Source organism: Actinomycetota bacterium, assembly GCA_016700055.1.
GTDB lineage: Bacteria > Actinomycetota > Acidimicrobiia > Acidimicrobiales > Ilumatobacteraceae > Kalu-18.
In genome coordinates this window covers 2193114-2209217 of the sequence record CP064997.1, presented here as the reverse complement: position 1 = coordinate 2209217, position 16104 = coordinate 2193114, and the positions used below count along the sequence as shown (strand labels likewise).

Genomic DNA, 16104 nt, shown 5'->3' with positions numbered 1-16104 from the left:
GGGTTGACAAGACGAACATATGTTCGTATACTGTGTCTATGGAACCCGTAGTCGGGGTTGTAGGGGTCGAAGAAGAGGCGCTGGCGGTCTTGAACGCCGGTGTCGATGCACTGTCCAGTCTCGACCTCGTCGGTCTGTCTGACGACAGATTGCACGCGTTGACGATCGCCGTGCAGCGCTGCACCGCCCGGTTGGGGGTGGCTCGCGCCGCTGTCGTTCGCCGCTGGGACATGCGGGGGGTGTGGGCCGCAGACGGGTCACGCAGCCCCGCCCACCGCCTCGCCCGGGAGACGAACACCTCCACGCACTCCGCTCGGGTGGAGATCGCCAGGGCGCGGGACCTTGCCGTGATGACGAAGACCGCAGCGGCGATCACCGCCGGTCGGTTGTCGTTGGATCACGTGTACTTGTTCGCCAAGGCGCGCAAGGAACCCTGCCAGGCCGCGTTCACCGAAAGCGAGGAATGGCTCGTCGACCAATGCGCCAGGTTGCCGTTCCCCGACGCCGAACGGCTGGTCAGGTACTGGCGTCAACGCGCCGACGCCGCCGCCGCTGAGGAAGAGGCCGAACGCAACGAGAGCGCGAACGCGTTGCACGCGTCCGCGATCTTGGATGGCACGGTGGTGATCAACGGTCAACTCGACGCAGTGTCGGGGGCGGTGTTCACCAACGAACTCAACCGCCTGGAACGCCAGCTGCTGCTCGCTGACAAGGCGCAACTGGTGGTGAGAACCGCTGCGCAGCGGCGGGCGGCGGCGTTGGTGGAGATGGCCAAACGATCGGCCGCGTCCAAGACCGGTCGGCAGCGGCCACTTGTCACCGTGCTCGTCGGCGACGAGACGTTGCGGCACATGTGTGAGTTGTCCAACGGCACGGTGATCACCCCCGGCCAAGCGGCCGGGCTGGTCAACGACGCGTTGGTGGAATCGGTGATCTTCGACAACAAGACCACCGTCATCGCCGTCACCCACAAACGCCGCTTCACCGGCGCTTTGCGGCGCGCGATCGAAGTGCGTGACCGCCGCTGCCAACACAGCTCCGGCTGCTACCAGAGCGTGGAGCGTTGCGACGTCGACCACATCACCGCTTGGCGTGACGGCGGGCAGACCAGCCAGTTCAACGGACGGCTGCTGTGCGCCTTCCACAACCGCCACCCCGACGTCAGCGACCACCACCAGGTCAAACCCCAACCGGTGAGACCGATCGACGACCTCGACCGCCTCCGCGCCCTCATCCGCTGGCGCAACCAACAAGCATAAGCCGCCGAAGACGCGGCGGCCGCCGAAGAAGAAGCGAATGACGACGACAGCGACGACGACAGCGACGACGACAGCGACGGCGGTGGCGCCTAGCGAGGTGGGGCGCCATTAGCCTCGGCCACGCCATGCTCGCAGTCGTACCCGTTCGTGCCGGAGCACTCCCTGCCGGCGGCTCAGAGGCTGTGGCCGAGTGTGGTGGAGCGGTGCTGCTCGTCGGCGAGGGGACCGCAGATGCGGCGCAGGGCCTGGCCGGGATGTCGTCGAGGGTGGAGACAGCCGAGCTCGGGCTCTTCCGGCCTGGCGCCTGGTCACGCGTCCTCGCCCCTCACCTGCGCGCCGAGAACCACCTGGTGCTGCCCGCGTCTCCCGACGGCCGAGACCTCGCACCGCGGCTCGCCCACGAGCTCGGCCGCGACCTGCACGCTGGTGCGATCTCGATCACCCCGCAGCGGATCAGCCTTGCCCGCCACGGCGGGCTGTTCGTCGCCGATGTGCGGCCCCGTGGGCCGTTCGTGGCCACTCTCCAACCCGGCGCCCGCGGTGCCGAACACCGTGTCGGGGCCGCACCCCCAGAGGTCGTCGCCATCGAGCTCGCCACGTCTGCGGCCGGCCGCGACGACCACGGCGAGGACGCGGAGATGATCGAGCAACTGCCACCGGACGTCACCACGATGGACCTCGCCGAGGCACCCCGCATCGCCGCCGGCGGCGGTGGGCTCGACTCGGCCGAACGCTTCGCCCAGCTCTCCGCGGTCGCCGCTGCGCTCGGCGCCTCGCTCGGGGCGACGCGGGTGGTCACCGACCGCGCTTGGATCGGCCACTCCCGCCAGATCGGCACCACCGGCGTGGTCGTCGACCCGCGCTTGTACATGGCGTTCGCGATCAGCGGCGCGGTGCAGCACACCAGCGGGCTCGGCCAGCCGGACCACATCGTCAGCGTCAACACCGACCCGCACTGTCCGATGATGCAGCTCGCCGACCTCGCCGTCGTGGCCGACGCGAACGCGGTCATCGACGAGCTTGCCGCCCTGGTCCGCGAGCTCGGCGAAGTCGGCGAAGGAGCCCCACGATGAACCACGACGCCGACGCGATCGTCGTCGGTGCCGGCCCGGCGGGCGCCAGCGCGGCGCTCGTCCTCGCCCGCGCCGGGCTGTCGGTGGTGCTCCTCGAGCGGGGGCCGTTCCCCGGCTCGAAGAACATGTACGGCGGCGTCGTCTATCCCCGCGTCCTCGACCAGCTGATCCCCGAGTGGTGGCAGACGGCACCTGTCCAGCGCTGGGTGGTGCGCCGGGCGACGATGCTGATGACCGAGACGCAGGCGCTGACCGTCGACTACCGCACCAACGCGTGGGGCAAACCTCCGTACAACGGCGCCACCGCCTACCGCCCCGACTTCGACCACTGGCTTGCCGGGCAGGCCGAGGAGGCTGGCGCGCGCCTCGTCTGCAGCACGACCGTCACCGGGCTGCTGCGTGACACCTCGGGGGCGATCGTCGGCGTGCGCACCGACCGTCCCGGCGGTGACCTGCGCGCGCCGATGGTCATCGCATGCGACGGGGTGAACAGCTTCCTCGCGAAGGAGGCCGGGCTCTACGGCAAGCTCGACGCGTCGAACTACACGCTCGGGGTCAAGGAGACCCTCGCTCTGCCCAAGGACGTCATCGACGAGCGGTTCGGCGTGCGCGACTCCGAGGGTGTGGACATCGAGATCCTCGGCGGCACGTCGGGGGTGAACGGCGGCGGTTTCCTCTACACCAACCTCGATACGATCTCGGTGGGCGTGGTGCTGAAGTTGCCCAAGCTCGCCGCGCAGGACAAGCGGCCGGAGGAGATCATCGCCCGCCTCAAGGCGCACCCCGCGATCAAGCCTCTCGTCGAGGGTGGCGAGCTGAAGGAGTACTCGGCCCACCTCATCCCCGAGTCCGGATGGTCGATGCTGCCCGACTTCGCGGCGCCCGGCCTGCTCGTCGCCGGCGACGCGGCCGCGCTCTGCTTCGCGGCCGGCATCTGGCTGGAGGGCGTCAACTTCGCGATGGCGAGCGGGATGTACGCGGGCCAGACCGCGGCCGAGGCGCTGCGCAAGGGCGACACGAGCTTGGCCGGGCTCGCCGGTTACCGCGAGCGGTTGGAGGCAAGCTTCGTCCTGCAAGACCACAAGAAGTTGCGCGGGGTGCCTTCGCTCGTGCTCTCCGACCGCGTGCAGCACCGATACCCGCCGTTCGTCGCCAACGTGGTCGAGCGCATGTTCCGCGTAGACAACCCTGACCCCAAGCCGGGCCTGCGCCGGATCGTGCTCGAGGAGCGCAAGCGAGCCGGGCTGCGCTGGCGCGACCTGATCCGTGACGCGCGTACCGCGGTGCGAGGATTCGGCTGATGGCCGGCCGTTCGACGCGCGTGGAGGCGAGCACGAGGATCACCCCGCGGGTGACCCCTCATCTGCACGGTCACATCGAGCCCGACCACAGCTGGCCGGCGCTCTCGTTCGAGGAGCGGATGGAGACCGCCGAGTTCCGTGTGCACGAGCGGGCGCACATCGTCGTCGACGACGATGCCTGTCACGGGTGCACGACGCGCGCGTGCGTCGTCGCGTGTCCGGCGAACCTGTTCGTGCCCACGGCAGACGGAGGCATTCTCTTCAACTACGAGCAGTGCTTCGAGTGCGGCACCTGCTACATGGTGTGCAACACCGCCGGCGCGATCACGTGGAGCTATCCAGAGGGTGGCCATGGTGTCGTCTTCCACCGCACCTGAGGGACTACCGGTGGCGCCACCGGACGGTCCCGAAGTGTTCGCCTGCGTGAAGTGGGTGGCTCCCACTCCGGAGGCCGACGAGCGCTTCGCGGGGATCTCCCCCGCCGACCAGGCCGCGTTGGAGTGGGCGCTGCAGTCGGCCGAGGCGATGGGTGGCCGGCTGACCGTGGTCTGCGCCGGGTCACCTGCCGCCGAGGCGGCGCTGCGTGACGCGCTTGCCGTCGGCGCGACCCGCGCGGTGCGCATCGACGTGCCCCACGGACTGGACAGCGCCCGCGTCGCTGCCGCGTTGCGTGGTGCGCTGGGCGGCGCATCGCTCGTCTGGTGCGGTGACCACTCGCTCGATCGCGGCACCGGGTCGGTCCCCGCCTACCTCGCCGCACACCTGGGCGTGGCCCAGGCGCTCGGCGTGTTGCACGTCTCGCTCGCCGGCGACGGACCACTCGAGGTGCTGCGCCGCCTGGACGGAGGACGTCGCGAGCGCTTGCGCGTCCACGCGCCAGCCGTGGTGTCCGTCGAAGGGGGCACCGCCCGCCTGCGACGGGCACCGCTCGGGTCGGCCCTCGCCGCGAACGCGGCGACCGTCACCGTGCTACCCGGCCCTACGGCGCTGGAACTGGTCCCACCGGCGCTGCGGCCCTACCGCCCCCGCGCGCGCGTGCTGCCCGCTCCCGCCGCGGAGACGGCTCTCGGGCGGATCCGTGAGCTGACCATGGCCGGCAAGGCGGCGAGCCACGGCGAGACGTTGGAGGCACCGCCGAAGGAGGCCGCGCGGCGCATCCTTGCCGCGCTGGCGGAGTGGGGCTACCGGTCCTGATCCGGCGGCGCTAACTAGCGTGGGCGCCGATGCGTGCCTGCCGAGCCCAGCACCTGCGGGTCGGGCTGGCCACGCTCACCACCATGACCGCTCTCGCCACGGGTGCGGCATGCGCCGCGGACGACGAGTCCACGGCGACCACGACCGCGACGACCGCGCCCACTGCGGGGGCCACGACCACGACCGCGGCCCCGACGGCGACGACGACGTCCACGACTACGACTACGACCACTACTGCCGCCACGACGACTACCTCCACGACGACTACCTCCACGACTACGACTGTCCCGGCGCTGCTCGCCGACCCTGACGGGTTCGCCCAGCCGTGGGGCAGCGCGGTGCAGGGTCTGCTCACGTTCCGCGGCAATCCGACGCGCAGCTTCATGGGCACCGGTCCCGTTCCGCGAACCCGGCCCGAGGTGCTGTGGCGCTACCCACCGGACGGGCGGGCGATGTGCGCCGAGTCGAGCGAGTACGGGGAGATCCGTACGTGGTGCGGCACCGGCTGGACGGGCCAGCCGGCGGTGTTCGAGCGAGACGGTCGCACGTGGGTGGTCTTCGGTGCGTACGACCGGGCGGTGCACTTCGTCGACGCGGCAACCGGCCTCGACATCCTCCCTCCGTTCCCCACCGGCGATCTGGCCAAAGGCACGGTGACGGTCGACCCGGACGGGTACCCCCTCGTCTACGCGGGCTCGCGCGACAACCGGCTGCGGATCATCGCCATCGACGGCCCGGCGCCGCGCGAACTCTGGTCGCTCGACGGCCGCACCGCCGACCGGCGCTGGAACGACGACTGGGACGCGGCGCCGCTCGTCGTCGGCGGGCACCTGATCGAGGGTGGGGAGAACTCGTGGTTCGTCGGCTACGAGCTGCACCGCGGCTACGGCGCCGACGGTCTCGTCACCGTCGCCCCCGAGCCCGCCTTCCGGGTGCCGGGCTTCGACGACGAGCTGCTGTCAGCCGTCGGGGACAACCGCGTCAGCCTGGAGTCGTCGGTGAGCATGAGCGGCGACATCGCGTACCTCAACTCCTCCGGCGGGCTGCTGCAGGGTTGGGACCTGACGCCGCTGCGCACCGGGGAGGGTCAGGTGACTCGGGTGTTCCGCTTCTGGACGGGAGACGACGGCGACGCCACCGTCGTCACCGACGACGGTGGCTACCTGTACGTCGGTGTGGAGGTCGACCGCGACACCGCGCGTGGACGTGAGCTCGGCCAGATGCTGAAGGTCGACCCCCGCCTGGACGACCCCGTGGTCTGGTCGGTCGACGTCCACGGCGGCCCGGACACGGGAACGTGGAGCACGCCGGCCGTGGTCGGCGATCTCGTCGTGTGGCCGACCAAGCCGGGCACCGTGTACGGACTCGACCGCGCCACCGGCGAGATCCGGTGGACGCTCGACCTGCCGTGGGGGATGCTGTCTTCGCCTGCCGTCGTCGATGGTGTGCTCGTCGTCGGCGACGCCGGTGGTGTGCTTCACGCTTACGACCTGGGCGGCGGCGGTGGTGCACCGGTGGAACTGTGGCGCGTCGAGCTCGGCGGCAACATCGAGTCCACGCCGGCGGTGTGGCAGGGGCGGGTGTACGTCGGCACCCGCGGAGGCTTCGTCTACGCAGTGGGGGAGAACACACCGTGAACCAGCGGCATCGCTTCTTGGGCTCGGCGACGTGGTCGGAGCTGTGGGACCGCACGCCGCGCCCGCTGCTCGCCGTTCCCATCGGCTCGTGCGAGCAGCACGGACCGCACCTGCCGCTCGACACGGACACCAGGATCGCGGTCGCCCTGGCCCAGGGCCTGACCGACGCCTTCGAACCCGGCGACGTGATGGTCGCTCCTCCCCTCACGGTGAGCGCGAGCGGCGAGCACCAGGGCTTTCCGGGCACGCTTTCGATCGGTGTCGAAGCGACCGAGCTGATGCTCGTCGAGCTCGTCCGCTCCGCCGACTGGAGCGCCGGCGTGGTGTTCGTGAATGGCCATGCGGGCAACGACGCTCCGGTGCGACGCGCCGTCAGCAGGTTGGAAGCCGAGGGGCGCCGGGCGATGGCCTGGTGGCCTCGCGTGCGCGGTGGTGACGCCCATGCCGGCGAGACGGAGACCTCGCTGATGCTGGCCATCGCACCCGACCTGGTCCGCGCCGAACGCACGGCGGGGCGCACCGAGCCGCTGGCCGACCTGATCGAAGAGCTACGCGCGAACGGAGTGCGCCCGGTCTCGCCGAACGGCGTGCTCGGCGATCCGCGAGAAGCGAGCGATGTGCACGGTCGAGCGCTGCTGACCCGGCTCGTGGTCGACCTGGTCGCCGCCGTCGACGAGTGGTGGCGGTGAGCGAAGACCGCCCTACAGGGCCCGACCGGTTCGTGGTGGACCGCTCCTGGACGCGCCCCGAGCACGGCGACGTCGTGGTCGCCGGCTCGCCGTTGCGGCTCTTCCGCCTCGGCCCGGCAGGCGTGCGCGTGGTCGAAGCGATCGAGCGAGGAGAGCCCTGCCCGTCCGGGCACGAACCGCTCACGGACCGCCTCGTCGACGCGGGGGCAGTGCACCCGCTGCCTGGGCCGGCTCGTGCCTACGGCGCGGGTGAGGTGACGGCGGTGATCCCCGTGCACGACGAGGACCGCGCCGTGCTGGCCGCGCTCGTCGGACGGCTGGGCGCTCTGGGCGAAGTGGTGGTCGTCGACGACGCCTCCACCGAGCCGGTCGGTGAGCTGGCCGGTGCGCGTGTGGTTCGCCTTCACCGCAACCGTGGCCCGGCCGCGGCCCGCAACGCCGCGCTCGGCGCCGTGCGCACCGCTGTCGCGCTGTTCCTCGACGCGGACACCGAACCGCCCGATGGCGACTGGCTGGGTCCGCTCCTCGCCCATCTCGACGACGAGCGCGTCGGCCTCGTCGCCCCTCGTGTCCTCAGCGTCGGGGCGCCAGGCGTGCTCGGCGCGTTCGACGCCGCGCGATCGCCGCTCGACCTCGGCCCTCACCCCGCCCGCATCCGCCCGGGAACACGCGTCTCCTACGTGCCGGCGGCGGCGCTGCTGGTGCGGTTGGAAGCACTCGCCTCGATCGGTGGCTTCGACGAGGCGCTGCGCTACGGCGAGGACGTCGACCTCGTCTGGCGGCTCGTCGAAGCGGGGTGGGCGTGCCGGTACGAACCGGCGGTGTCGGTAGGCCACCGCCCACGGCGCAACCTCGCCGCCTTCGCCCGCCAGCGGTACTCGTATGGCACGTCGGCCGCTCCCCTCGCCCGGCGCCACCCGGGCGCCCTGGCGCCGGCAAGGGTCAGCGGGTGGAGCGCGGCGGTGTGGGGGTTCGCTGCCACCGGCCACCCGCTGGTGGCAGTGACGACGGCCGCGGCCACCACAGCTGCCTTAGCGCGACGACTGCGCAACGTGCCCCGCCCATGGCGACTGGCGCTGCGCTTCGCCGGACTCGGGCACGTGTTCGCCGGGCGCACCCTCGCCGCGGCGGTGACGAGGGCCTGGTGGCCCATCGCCGCCGTCGTCGCCGTGCGCGGCTCGCGCCGCGCCCGTCTGGTGGTGACGGCGGCCGCCTTGGTGCCTGCCCTCGTCGACTGGCGGGAGCGACGCCCAGGCGTCGACCCGCTCCGCTACACCGCGCTGGCCCTGCTGGACGACGCCGCGTATGGATGGGGTCTCTGGCGTGGCTGTCTCACCGAGGGCGAGATCGGCCCATTGCTGCCCGAGCTCGCCTCGTGGCCACGTACCCCTCAGACGCACAACTCGCCGTCGAAGCCACGGCTGCAGAGCCAGCGCCGTTCCACCACGGCGACGTCGGAGGCGCCGATCCGTTCGACGCCGACGACGCGGTAGTCGGTGCCGCTGAAGGTGTCGTCGCAGGTCCCGGTGACGCGCACGATCGTGCCGCCGATCACCGACACCTCGCGCGCCACCTCGCAGTCGTGGGGCTGTTGCCCGACGATCTCCACCAGCCGCCTGATCAGCAGGGTTGACGACTGCTGGGGGTCGGCGGTGGGGTCGGCGGGCACGGAGACGCCTTCGGGGAAGTCCCCGGCGGCGCTCTCCCACGGGGTCGGCCGGGCCACGCTCGGCAGGTCGGCCATGACCACCTGCATCTCGCCCGAAGGCAGCATCTCGAGCCACAGCCGTACTGAGGAGTCGGTGTAGGGGTCGCTCTGGTCGTAGGCGTCGCTCCATCCTCCGACGCGTGCGGCGCCGACCTCTCCCTCGGGGCTGAGGCGGTAGAGCACCGTCTCGTCGTTCGGCAGCAATGCCCACACGAGCAGCGTGCCGTCGGCGAGGGCGATCGGCGGGCCCGGGGACATGAGCGGATCGAAGCTGAACGTCACCTCGCCGAGCGTGACCGTCGGCGGAACAGCGTCGAAGTGGGGCTCGAACGTGGCCGCGGTGCCGTCGCCGACGAGGGGGAAGCGCTCGTCGGTCAGGCCGACGAGGGCGACGACCTCGGAGCCTGCGAAGCGCAGCGAAGAGATCAGGCCGTCGACGGGGACCTCCCGCAACGGGGTCGCCAGGTTCGCGACGTCGAACGTGGCCAGCACGTGCTCGCCGGCGGGCCACGACCCGCTCGCCGGCTCTGGGGTGACGAAGCCGACGTAGATCAGACCATCGGGGCCGAGCGCCGCCGCGCTCGCGCTTCGTCCGGCAGGGAACGCAACGTAGGTGGACCCGTCAGCCGTGGGGTCGAGCAGCGACCAGCGGGAGTTGACCGGATCGGGTACGACGAGCGTGCCGGCGCCGCGGGGTACGAGCATCGGTGTGAGCGGGCGCAAGGGATCGCACTCCTGGCAGTCCTCGACGCCGAGCTGGTCGGGACCCGATCCCCGGCCATACGTGACGAGTGCAGTCGCCTCCGGCTGGGCGGCCACGGCGAGGTCGGTGCCGATCACCACGGTTCGCGGCCCCTCGCCCGGCCCTGTCGTGATCGGCGTCGTGATCGGCGTGGTGATCGGCGTGGTGGCCGGCGTGGTGGTCGGAGCGGTCTGCGGCGCGTCGGTCGTCTCCGGCTTCGTCGACACCGGGGCGACCGGGGGGTCGACGGTGGAATCACTGCCGTCACCGTTGCGGACGAGCGCCACGCCGACGACCGAGGCGGCCGCAACTGCCACACCGCCGACCACGAGGGAGAAGCGGCGGCGGTTGCGTCGCGCCGCGTCGCCGGCCTGGAGCCCGGCCAGGGCGCGCTCCGTGTCTGCCACGGCTGCGGCCTCGGCCCTCACGGCCGCAGCGGCCGCGCGTGCACGTTCGTCGAGCGGGCTCATCGATCTTCGTCCTCCTGTTCGACCCCGAGCGCGCGGGCGAGCGTTGCCCGGGCCGCATGCAGCGACGCCTTGACCGTCCCCTCGGCAACCTCGAGGATCTCGGCCACGTCGGACACCGCCAGGTCCTCCAAGTAGTGCAGCGCGACCGCCGCCCGCTGGCGTTCGGGGAGCGCCCGTACGGCGTTCCAGAACTGCTCGTGGGGCGGTTCGGGTGCAGCGACGACGTCTGGACGAATGGCCCGCGCGCCACTGCGCTCCCTCGCCACGCGGCGCTGGGCATCTGTGGCCAGGTTGATCGCCACCCGGCGCGTCCACGCCCCCGGCCGCTCCAGTTGCGACACCTTCGGCCAGGCCCGGTAGGCGCGCAGCAGGGCTTCCTGGGCGATGTCGGCGGCCGCCTCTCGGGAGCCGGTGAGCGCGATCCCGAGCGCCACGAGCTTCACATGCTCGTCGCGGAAGAAACCGTCGTACTGCAACGACGTCCGCTCCGCTTCCACGATCACGTCCTACACACGCTCAGGCGACGAACCAGGTTTAGCCGGAAGCCGGCGTGCAGTGCTCGTTCAGCGAGAAGGAGACTGCACGAGGCGCGCCGAGATGTCGGCGCACTCGACGCACACCGCGTCCGGGATCACCCCGGCGCGCATCAGTTGGGCGAAGGCGATGCAGCCGAGGCACAGGGCGAACGCGGCCTCCAAGAACGCGGCCACGGCGAGGCCGGCGATCAGGGCCATGGCGAGGCCCACCGCGCCGAACGCCCACGCGAGGAGCGCCCCCACCGAGAACGCGGCACCGATCCCCTGCGCGAAGCGCTTCGGCGGCCCGGCGACGAAGCGGTGCTGCATCGCCAACCGCGGCGTGACCGCCTTCGTGACGAAGAGGCCGAGCGGGCTGAAGGCCGGGCCGGCGACGACGCGCGCGACGAAGCCGTACGCGAGGGGCACCAGCAGCCACCACTCCCGCACGACGAGGAAGGCGACCGCTTGCAGCACCACTCCGGCGGCCACCAGGCGGGCGGAGGTCTCGTTGACGGGGTTCGGGAAACGGGGCAGACGCCGCATCGGGAGAACGCTACGTCGATAAATCCGATCGGACAACTCAACATTGGGTGTCGGGTTAGGGTCCGCGGGCATGACGCTGCGGCTCACGGTGCGCGAGTCCGCCTGGCGGGCCCACGTCGCCGAGACCGCCGCAGCCTTCCCCGGTCTCGTTCCCGTGGTGAAGGGCAACGGCTACGGGTTCGGCCGCACCACCCTCGCTGCCGAGGCGTTGAAGATCTCGCCGACGATCGCCGTCGGCACCGTCCACGAGCTCGCCGGGCTGCCCGCCGGCGCCGAGCCGGTCGTGCTGACACCGACGATGTCGCCGCCGGTCGGCCTCGCAGCGAACGTGGTGCTCACGATCGGGGCGCCGCACCACCTCGACGCGCTCTGTAAGGCCGGCTGGAGCGGGTCGGTGCTGGTGAAGGTCGAGAGCCCGATGCTGCGCTACGGGCGCTCGCCGGCAGAGGCGGTCGAGCTGGCCGCCGCGGCCCGCGAACATGGGCTCGACGTGGCCGGGTTCTCCGTGCATCCGCCGATCGCCGGCCCGGCAGCGCAGAACGCGCGGGAGATCGAGGCGACGATCGCCGCGCTCGCTTCCTCCGTACCGATCTGGACCAGCCACCTCGATGCGGGCGCGTACTCCGACCTGTGCTCCAGGCATTCGGAGCGCACCTGGCGGATCCGCCTCGGCACTGCGCTGTGGCACGGTGACAAGCGGCCGATGCACCTCGACGCGACCGTGCTCGACGTGCGTGCCGTACCCGCCGGGACTCGGGCCGGATACCGCATGGTCGAGGTGCCCGGCGACGGCCACCTGGTGGTGGTCGCCGCCGGTACCGCCCACGGCGTGCACCCGCTCGAGGGTGGTCTCAGCCCGTTCCACTTCGCGCGCCGGCGGCTCGCGTTGCTCGAACCTCCACACATGCACACCTCGATGCTCTTCGCCCCCGCGGCAGGCCCTGCGGCCGGCCAGGTGCCCGTTCCGGGCGACCGTGTGGACGTCCAGCGCCCGCTCACCTGGACCCTCGTCGACGAAGTCGTCTGGGCCTGACGGTGGAGCCGTGACCGCGCCTACGCCGGCGGAGCGAGAGTTCGACCACCCGGCAGCACCGCCGATCAGCACCGGTGCCGAGCGGGTGATCGGGATCGACGTCACCCGCGCCGTCGCGCTCGTCGGCGTCGTGGTGATGAACTACCACGGCTACTTGAACGCCGGCTTCGACGGCGAGGATCGCTCCTTCGCGGAGCGGCTCTTCCACCCGTGGGACGGACCGCTGTCGACGCGCTTCGCGGCCACGTTCGTACTCGTCGCCGGCATCGGGGTCTCGATGCTGACCCGGCGCAGCCGGATGTCGGGCGACCGAGCGGCGGCTGTCGACGACAGGTGGCGCCTGCTGCGGCGCGGGTTCCTCCTCTACGCGAGCGGATACGCACTGAACTGGATCTGGCCGGGGACCATCCTCTTCTTCTACGGCGCCTACTTCATGCTCGCCGCGGCGCTGATCACAGCGCGCGACCGCGTCGTCGCGCTCGTCGGCGCGGTGGCTGCCCTTGCCGCCGCCGGGATCGCGTGGTTCGAGCTGGAGCGGCGCCTCGACGGGCATGACACGAGTTGGCTGCACCCGAGCGAACCGGACTCGCCGCGCAACGTGTTGCTGCGCACGTTCGTCGACTACACGCACCCGGTGCTGCCGTGGTTCGCGTTCTTCTGCGCCGGCATCCTGATCGGGCGCCACCTGCACCGCCTCGCGCCGATGCGCGCTCGGCTGGTCGGAACCGGCATCGGGCTGGTGCTCGTCACCTCCGGCATCGCCCTGGCGGCACCGGACTCGCCGCGGTGGCAGCTGCTCACGTCGGTCAACCCGTGGGACCGCGGCCTGCTCTACACGCTCAGTGCTCTCGGGTCGGCGATCGCCGCGTTTGGCATCGTCTCCGTCGTCGCCGAGCGTTGGCAGAGCACACCGCCCGTCGTCGCGCTGCAGCGTGCCGGCCAGCTGACGTTGACGATCTACGTGCTGCACATCTTGGTGTTCAACGAGATCGTCGAGCGACGGGGCTGGGTCGGCCCGACCGGTCTCGACACCTCGCTCGCGCTGGCCCTCGGCTTCTGGGTGGCGGCGATCGCGCTGGCCGCGTGGTGGCACCATCGGCTGGGGCGCGGCCCGCTGGAGCGCGTCTACCGCCGGTTCGGCGGCTGAACCCGGACTACAGGATCTGGACTACAGGATCTCGTCGAACGTGTTGCAGCGGTTCGGGTCACCCGTGGTGAAGCCACGATTGAACCAGTCTTGGCGCTGCTGGCTGGTGCCGTGCGTGAACGTCTCGGGATCGGAGCGGCCCTGTGTCTGCTCCTGGATCCGGTCGTCGCCGACGGCTGCCGCCGCGTTGAGCGCTTCGTTCACCTCGCTCGCGTTGTCGAGCAGCCCGCGCTGCGCGACGTCGTGGACCCACACCCCGGCCATGCAGTCGGCCTGGAGTTCGAGCGCCACCGAGTACTCGTTCGCGCGGCCGGGGTCGTTCTGCTGCGCCTGCCGCACCTGATCGTTGATGCCGAGCAGGTTCTGGACGTGGTGGCCGTACTCGTGGGCGACGATGTACTGCGCGGCGAGGTCACCCTGCGCGCCGAACTGATCTTGCAGCTGCACGAGGAAGTCGAGGTCGAAGTACACCAGGCTGTCGGCCGGGCAGTAGAACGGCCCGGTCTGGGCCGACGCCTGGCCACAGCCCGTGTTCGTGCCACCGCTGAAGAACACCGTCTGGGCAGGCTCGAAGTCGCGCGAGAACGAAGTCGGGAACTGATCGGTCCAGAACGCGTTGACGTCCTCGACGGCACCGCACAGCACCTGTTCCAGCTCGGACTCACACGTCGCGTTGCCACCGTTCGAAGAACCACCGTCGGGAGTGAGTCCGACGCCGCTGTTCGTCCCTCCCCCGCCGAGCAGCTTGGGCAAGAAGATCGCGGCCGCGAGCACGAGCAGCCCGATCAGCCCACCGCCCATCTTCGTCGGGATCGGCAAGCCCCCACCGCCGCCGCCGCCGAGCCCGGGGAACGAGAGGCCACCGCCGCTCGACCCAGCGCCGCGACGGTCCTGGACCATCGCGCTCTCGCCGCTCTTGCGAACCTTCGTCATTCTCCACCCACCCTTCGTCCTGGCGGCAAAGGCTAGAACACCGAGTTCCGGTTATGCCCGCGCCAGGCCACGGCGGCGGCACCGACGAGTGGGCCGCGATCGCCGAGCCGGCCTGGGGTGATGCGCGCCGAGCGCGAGAACTCGAGCCGGCTGTGTTCGTCGATCACCTCTTGCGCGGCGTGGAAGAACGTCGCCCCGAAGCCGAAGGCGACCGAGCCGCCGACGACGGCAAGGTCGAGGTCGAGCAGGTTGCACACGCTCGCCACCGCCAACCCCACCAGGCGTCCCGTGCGCTGCATGATCTCGTAGGACGGCGCGGTCGGCGGGCGACCGGTGATCGCTTCGATCGCCAGCCCCGACGCCTCGGCCTCGAGGCAGCCGCGCGATCCGCAAGCGCATCGCCGTCCCTGGGGGACGACGATCATGTGGCCGATGTGGCCGGCGTTGCCGCTGGCGCCGTCGAGCAGTTGGCCGTCGAGCACGATCCCCCCGCCGACGCCGGTGCTGACCACCATCGCGAGGAAGCTCGACCGGCCGCGGGCGGCGCCCAGCCAGCCCTCGGCGAGCGCATAGGCCTTCGCGTCGAGGTCGCCGTACACCGGCCGGTCGGTGAGCTCGCGCAGGCGGGCGCGCAGCGGGAACGACCGCCAGGCGTGGATGTTGAGCGGCGACACCGATTCCGCCTCGCGCGTGATCGGCCCCGCGCACCCCACACCGACCGTCACCACCTTGCCGAGGTCGCGGCCGGCGGCACGATCGAGGAGCTTCTCGACCATCTCGGCGAGGCTGTCGAACAGGCCGTCGCCGCTCAGGTCGCGTGCGGTGTGCACCTGGTCGCGGTCGACCAGATCACCCTGGCGCGTGGCCAGCCCGGCGGCGATCTTCGTGCCCCCGATGTCGATCGCGAGCGCCAGCTCCCTCGGGTTCCGCTGCGCCGGTGCGGCCGCTGCCGAGTCGTCCATGACGTGGACAGAAGGTACTACCGCGGCAGACGAACGTTCGACGGCGAACGACTACGATTCCGAAGTCATGGGGGTCGAGGCGCTGCAGGGGTTCATGTTCCCCCGCTCCGCGACCGGGGCATCCTCGATCGTGCCCAGCCCGCCGTGGCACTACAGCGGGCAGATGCTGACGATCGAGTACCGCACCGATCCCGGCGCCGTTGCCGAGCTGCTCCCCGCCCCGCTCGAACCAGCACGGGAGGACCCCGGCGCGGTCGCGGTGATCTGGGCCGACTGGCAGAGTTGCAGTGACTCCTTCGACGAGCTGCTCGACCCGGTGCGCAGCCAGTACATGGAGACCTTCGTCGTCGTCCGCTGCACGTACCGCGGCGAGACCTACAGCCGCTGCGTCTACATCTGGGTCGACAAGGACTTCGCGATGGTGCGCGGCCACCACCAGGGCTACCCGAAGAAGTTCGGGGAGCTCTACCTCACCCGGGCCGTGCGCGTCGGCCGGGCAGGCCCACGGCTCGAACCCGGCGGTCGCTTCGGGGCCACCGCCAGCGCGGCCGGGCGGCGCCTCATCGACGCCACGTTCGAGATCACCGGCGTCAGCGAAACGGCGGGGTTCGTGAACGGGCACCCGATGCTGCACCACCGCTGGCTCCCGGCGATCGAGAGCGACGGCACCGACTCGCTCCACGAGTTGGTGACGATGAGCGGCTACGACGCCGAGACGGGCCCGTGCTTCTGCGGCGAGGCGACGATCACCCTGCACGAGTCACCGGTCGAGGAGCTGACCCGCCTCGCCCCGCGCGAGATGATCGGCGGCTACTGGCGCGAAGTTGGCACCTCGTGGAACGGGGGCACGACCCTCGAACGCTCCAGCACCTCCCGATGACCCGCATCGACCACA

The 16104-nt window shown here is 71.3% G+C and carries 17 protein-coding genes; 12 read left to right on the top strand and 5 right to left on the bottom strand.

Annotated features, from left to right (window positions below; translation table 11 throughout):
• The first annotated feature begins 38 nt into the window (after positions 1-38).
• The 9 genes from IPM43_10770 to mftF all read left to right on the top strand — a co-directional run bounded on the left by IPM43_10770 (position 39) and on the right by mftF (position 8646).
• Positions 39-1259 (top strand): DUF222 domain-containing protein, encoded by a 1221-nt coding sequence (locus IPM43_10770; GenBank protein QQS23901.1) that lies wholly within the window; start codon positions 39-41, stop codon positions 1257-1259.
• 125 nt (positions 1260-1384) lie between these two features.
• Positions 1385-2332, top strand: a complete 948-nt coding sequence (locus IPM43_10765; protein ID QQS23900.1) for a mycofactocin-associated electron transfer flavoprotein alpha subunit — start codon at positions 1385-1387, stop codon at positions 2330-2332.
• Complete coding sequence (locus IPM43_10760) at positions 2329-3633, top strand: FAD-dependent oxidoreductase (GenBank protein ID QQS23899.1); 1305 nt, start codon at positions 2329-2331, stop codon at positions 3631-3633. The genes IPM43_10765 and IPM43_10760 overlap by 4 nt, the downstream gene beginning before the upstream one ends.
• Positions 3633-4010, top strand: coding sequence for a ferredoxin (locus IPM43_10755; GenBank protein QQS23898.1), 378 nt, complete (start codon positions 3633-3635; stop codon positions 4008-4010). Before IPM43_10760 ends, IPM43_10755 begins: the two co-directional genes overlap by 1 nt.
• Before the next feature lie 10 nt (positions 4011-4020).
• Positions 4021-4827 carry a mycofactocin-associated electron transfer flavoprotein beta subunit gene (locus IPM43_10750; GenBank protein QQS23897.1) on the top strand — a complete coding sequence of 269 codons (807 nt, stop codon included), beginning with the start codon at positions 4021-4023 and terminating at the stop codon, positions 4825-4827.
• Between the two features lie 109 nt (positions 4828-4936).
• Positions 4937-5137, top strand: a complete 201-nt coding sequence (locus tag IPM43_10745; protein QQS23896.1) for a hypothetical protein — start codon at positions 4937-4939, stop codon at positions 5135-5137.
• A 28-nt stretch (positions 5138-5165) separates the two neighbouring features.
• Entirely contained in the window at positions 5166-6464 is a 1299-nt protein-coding gene (locus IPM43_10740) for a PQQ-binding-like beta-propeller repeat protein (protein QQS23895.1), read from the top strand.
• Positions 6465-6481: 17 nt separating this feature from the next.
• On the top strand, positions 6482-7153 hold the full coding sequence (gene mftE / locus IPM43_10735) for a mycofactocin biosynthesis peptidyl-dipeptidase MftE (protein QQS26435.1): 672 nt from the start codon (positions 6482-6484) through the stop codon (positions 7151-7153).
• A 32-nt stretch (positions 7154-7185) separates the two neighbouring features.
• Entirely contained in the window at positions 7186-8646 is a 1461-nt protein-coding gene (gene mftF, locus IPM43_10730; GenBank protein QQS26434.1) for a mycofactocin biosynthesis glycosyltransferase MftF, read from the top strand.
• Here the strand turns inward: mftF and IPM43_10725 are convergent.
• From IPM43_10725 to IPM43_10715, 3 genes are all read right to left on the bottom strand, one after another.
• Positions 8544-10073: a hypothetical protein gene (locus IPM43_10725; GenBank protein ID QQS23894.1), complete on the bottom strand. Its 1530-nt coding sequence runs from the start codon at positions 10071-10073 to the stop codon at positions 8544-8546. The genes mftF and IPM43_10725 overlap by 103 nt on opposite strands.
• Positions 10070-10570, bottom strand: a complete 501-nt coding sequence (locus tag IPM43_10720) for a sigma-70 family RNA polymerase sigma factor (GenBank protein ID QQS23893.1) — start codon at positions 10568-10570, stop codon at positions 10070-10072. The genes IPM43_10725 and IPM43_10720 overlap by 4 nt, the downstream gene beginning before the upstream one ends.
• A gap of 66 nt (positions 10571-10636) precedes the next feature.
• The gene (locus tag IPM43_10715) at positions 10637-11134 is read right to left on the bottom strand and encodes a DUF4395 domain-containing protein (protein QQS23892.1); all 498 of its coding nucleotides are present in this window, start codon (positions 11132-11134) and stop codon (positions 10637-10639) included.
• Between the two features lie 70 nt (positions 11135-11204).
• Between IPM43_10715 and IPM43_10710 the strand changes: the two genes are divergently transcribed.
• Together IPM43_10710 and IPM43_10705 are read left to right on the top strand one after the other, a co-directional pair.
• On the top strand, positions 11205-12167 hold the full coding sequence (locus IPM43_10710; protein ID QQS23891.1) for an alanine racemase: 963 nt from the start codon (positions 11205-11207) through the stop codon (positions 12165-12167).
• Between the two features lie 10 nt (positions 12168-12177).
• Complete coding sequence (locus IPM43_10705; GenBank protein QQS23890.1) at positions 12178-13314, top strand: DUF418 domain-containing protein; 1137 nt, start codon at positions 12178-12180, stop codon at positions 13312-13314.
• Between the two features lie 21 nt (positions 13315-13335).
• On the opposite strand, the gene IPM43_10700 is transcribed toward IPM43_10705, so the two are convergent.
• Positions 13336-14247 carry a neutral zinc metallopeptidase gene (locus tag IPM43_10700; protein ID QQS23889.1) on the bottom strand — a complete coding sequence of 304 codons (912 nt, stop codon included), beginning with the start codon at positions 14245-14247 and terminating at the stop codon, positions 13336-13338.
• A 32-nt stretch (positions 14248-14279) separates the two neighbouring features.
• Positions 14280-15209: an ROK family protein gene (locus IPM43_10695; GenBank protein ID QQS23888.1), complete on the bottom strand. Its 930-nt coding sequence runs from the start codon at positions 15207-15209 to the stop codon at positions 14280-14282.
• A 67-nt stretch (positions 15210-15276) separates the two neighbouring features.
• Between IPM43_10695 and IPM43_10690 the strand changes: the two genes are divergently transcribed.
• Complete coding sequence (locus IPM43_10690; protein QQS23887.1) at positions 15277-16089, top strand: acetoacetate decarboxylase family protein; 813 nt, start codon at positions 15277-15279, stop codon at positions 16087-16089.
• The last annotated feature ends 15 nt before the right edge of the window (positions 16090-16104 follow it).

Excerpts from the sequence above, each read along its gene's own strand:
- IPM43_10760 (QQS23899.1), top strand. The coding sequence starts at position 2,329 with ATGAACCACGACGCCGACGCGATCGTCGTCGGTGCCGGCCCGGCGGGC.
- IPM43_10715 (QQS23892.1), bottom strand. The coding sequence starts at position 11,134 with ATGCGGCGTCTGCCCCGTTTCCCGAACCCCGTCAACGAGACCTCCGCC.
- IPM43_10695 (QQS23888.1), bottom strand. The coding sequence starts at position 15,209 with ATGGACGACTCGGCAGCGGCCGCACCGGCGCAGCGGAACCCGAGGGAG.
- IPM43_10690 (QQS23887.1), top strand. The coding sequence starts at position 15,277 with ATGGGGGTCGAGGCGCTGCAGGGGTTCATGTTCCCCCGCTCCGCGACC.
- IPM43_10770 (QQS23901.1), top strand. The coding sequence starts at position 39 with ATGGAACCCGTAGTCGGGGTTGTAGGGGTCGAAGAAGAGGCGCTGGCG.
- IPM43_10755 (QQS23898.1), top strand. The coding sequence starts at position 3,633 with ATGGCCGGCCGTTCGACGCGCGTGGAGGCGAGCACGAGGATCACCCCG.
- IPM43_10725 (QQS23894.1), bottom strand. The coding sequence starts at position 10,073 with ATGAGCCCGCTCGACGAACGTGCACGCGCGGCCGCTGCGGCCGTGAGG.
- IPM43_10710 (QQS23891.1), top strand. The coding sequence starts at position 11,205 with ATGACGCTGCGGCTCACGGTGCGCGAGTCCGCCTGGCGGGCCCACGTC.
- IPM43_10765 (QQS23900.1), top strand. The coding sequence starts at position 1,385 with ATGCTCGCAGTCGTACCCGTTCGTGCCGGAGCACTCCCTGCCGGCGGC.
- IPM43_10745 (QQS23896.1), top strand. The coding sequence starts at position 4,937 with ATGCGCCGCGGACGACGAGTCCACGGCGACCACGACCGCGACGACCGC.
- IPM43_10700 (QQS23889.1), bottom strand. The coding sequence starts at position 14,247 with ATGACGAAGGTTCGCAAGAGCGGCGAGAGCGCGATGGTCCAGGACCGT.